Below are 2,693 nucleotides of genomic sequence, written 5' to 3'. Positions count from 1 at the left end.
GTAAGCGCTGCTTGACTGCCGTGTTGACAGGGTAAGATAAGGCTATTTTCGAGAGATTTGGTAGCGGTGATGGCTCTGCGCGACGGTAAATACTTGGCAAGCTGTAAGGAGCGGAATGCTCTATCTGCCGCAATGAATGGACACAGTGCTGTGTTTCCACAGGCGGGGTGCACGATAACAAAGGGGCTTGCGATCTTTGATCGGGATGGGAAGGAAGTCTGGCGCTGCAACGCCTCTTACGCTGAAACGCACTTCAGGTTTGAACCTGTTGAGTGACTGTTGCACCCGGCCTTGGTTATTCTCCATGGGAGCAGTTCGTCAACGCGGTTGATTGGGTGGTCTGCGATGCGCGCGAGCACGGCACGCAGATACGCCTCGGGATCGATGCCGTTGAGCTTGGCCGTACCGATCAGACTGTAGATTGCCGCCGCACGCTCGCCACCTGAGTCTGCACCCGCGAACAGGTAGTTCCGGCGCCCGATAGCCACCCCACGGAGAGCACGCTCGACTGGCAGGTTGTCGATTTCCAGATGCCCGTCGACACAGTAGCGCGTGAGCGCTTCCCACCGGTTCAGCGCATAGAGGATCGCGCGGCTCGTGTCGGATTTGCGCGAGAGCGTTTCCAGCATGGTACTCAGCCAGGCATGGAGTTGATCGAGCAAGGGCCTAGCGTGTGTTTGCCGGTACGCCCGTCGCTTATCTGGCGGCTTGCCCCGGATTGCTTCCTCGATCTTGTACAACGCGCCGATACGTTCCAGTGCCTCGGTGTTCAAGGCATTTGGGCGTGCGGCGTGCAGTTCGTAGAACTGTCGCCGAGCATGTGCCCAGCAGGCTGCTTCGGCTACCCGCCCGGATTCGTAAATCGCCTGGTACCCGCCGTAGGCGTCCGCCTGCAACGTGCCGTTGAACGATTCGAGATGCTGCTGAGGATGGACGCCCTTGCGGTCGGGGGTATATGCGAACCAGACGGCCGGCGGCGTCATGTCGGCCGAGTTTCGGTCGTCGCGCACGTAGACCCACAGCCGACCGGTTTTCGTCTTGCCGTTGCCCGGCGCGAGTACCGGCATCGGCGTATCGTCTGCATGCAGCTTGGTGGCCGCCATGACGTGCCGGCGTAAGGCGTCGACCAGCGGTTGCATCAGGTTCGCACCATGACCCACCCATTTCGCCAGCAGCGAGCGATCCAGATCGACACCCTCACGCGCATAGATCGCCGACTGGCGATACAACGGCAGGTGATCCGCGAACTTCGAGATCAGCACATGAGCCAGCAAGCCCGGACCAGCCAGGCCGCGCTCGATGGGGCGGCTCGGCGCAGCAGCTTGTGTAATGTGGTCGCAGCACGTGCATGCCAGTTTCGGGCGCAGATGGCGGATCACGCGGAAGCTGGCCGGTACATATTCCAGCTGCTCGGAGATGTCCTCGCCGAGTTGCTTCATGGGGCCGCCGCACGCCGGGCAGGTTTCGCCCGATTCCGGCCAGTACGTCAGAATCTCGCGGGGCAGATGCTCGGGGAGCGGTTTGCGCGGCGCTTGTTCCGGTGCGGTACGCGGCGCCTTCAGAATCTCGATGGGGGCAGCGCCTTCGTCGGCCTCGAGCTCTTCCAGTCGCAACTCGAGCTGTTCGATCTGACGGTCGAGCTTCTCTGAACTCCGGCCGAACTGCATGCGGCGCAGTTTCGCGATCAGCAGCTTCAGATGCTCGATCTCGGCCTTGGCGGTGGCGTTCGCCGCCTTGTGCGATTCGACCACATCTTCCAGATGCCCAATGCGTGCATCGCGCTCAAGCAGCATGGCCTTGAGCGCTTCGACGTTGTCCGGATAGGCGTTTGCCGTGGTCATGCCGGCAGTCTACGCGGCGGCCGACAGGTTTACAACGCCGATGTCGGCTCCGTCGTGCGGACTGGTTGCCGCCAGTCGATACCTTCGAGCAGCATCGACAGTTGCGCCTGGCTCAGGCACACCACGCCACCGTCCGCCCGTGGCCAGACGAACCGGCCGCGTTCAAGGCGCTTCATCAGAAGGCACATGCCGTCGCCGCTCCACCACAGCACTTTGACCAGATCGCCACGCCTGCCGCGGAACACGAACACGTGACCGCTGAACGGGTCTCGCTCCAGTACCGTCTGGACCTTAGCGGCCAGGCTGTTGAAACCCGAACGCATGTCGGTCACACCCGCGGCCAGCCAGATTTTTGTGCGGCTGGGTAGGCCGATCATGCCGTCGATCCCGACGTGCCACGCAACATGCGGAGCACCAGCAGTAACGTGGCCTCATTGGGTGAGCCTTCGATGCGCACGCGGGTGTTGCCCACGCTGATCTCGATGGCGCCGATCGGAGCAGCGCTGGCAACTGGTGCCGGGGCTGGCTGCTCGATCTCTTGCACCGGCGCTTCCACCGTCACGGGCAGCAAATCTCCCGGATCGTATTCGCCGGCACGCAGCGCTCGGCGCCATTTGAATACTAGGTTCGTATTCACCCCGTGTTCCATCGCCAGACGCGCCACTGATACGCCCGGCTCGCAGGCCAGTTTGGCCAAATGTCGTCGGAATTCAACGGGGTGATTCGGGATGCCTTTGCGTGATGTTCTCTTCGGTGCTTCCGTTGCCACAGTGGTCCCCACTACTTTTGGTGGGGATTACTCTGGCAACTTCCTGTCACATCGTCGAGACGGTGCACGAGACGCGCTTACGC

At 61.9% G+C, this 2,693-nt stretch carries 3 protein-coding genes; all 3 read right to left on the bottom strand.

The window, feature by feature from the left end; genetic code table 11:
• Positions 1 to 236: 236 nt before the first annotated feature.
• The 3 genes from G3O06_RS47750 to G3O06_RS47740 are packed head-to-tail and all read right to left on the bottom strand — an operon-like array spanning position 237 to position 2,622.
• Complete coding sequence (locus tag G3O06_RS47750; RefSeq protein WP_205820308.1) at positions 237 to 1,841, bottom strand: IS66 family transposase; 1,605 nt, start codon at positions 1,839 to 1,841, stop codon at positions 237 to 239.
• A 29-nt stretch (positions 1,842 to 1,870) separates the two neighbouring features.
• Positions 1,871 to 2,218 (bottom strand): IS66 family insertion sequence element accessory protein TnpB, encoded by a 348-nt coding sequence (gene tnpB / locus G3O06_RS47745; protein ID WP_071335280.1) that lies wholly within the window; start codon positions 2,216 to 2,218, stop codon positions 1,871 to 1,873.
• On the bottom strand, positions 2,215 to 2,622 hold the full coding sequence (locus G3O06_RS47740) for a transposase (protein WP_205820300.1): 408 nt from the start codon (positions 2,620 to 2,622) through the stop codon (positions 2,215 to 2,217). Before G3O06_RS47740 ends, tnpB begins: the two co-directional genes overlap by 4 nt.
• Positions 2,623 to 2,693: the final 71 nt, after the last annotated feature.

Source organism: Burkholderia sp. Ac-20345, from assembly GCF_017104825.1.
Lineage (GTDB): Bacteria > Pseudomonadota > Gammaproteobacteria > Burkholderiales > Burkholderiaceae > Burkholderia > Burkholderia lata_B.
This window is presented reverse-complemented; position numbering and strand designations above follow the sequence as displayed.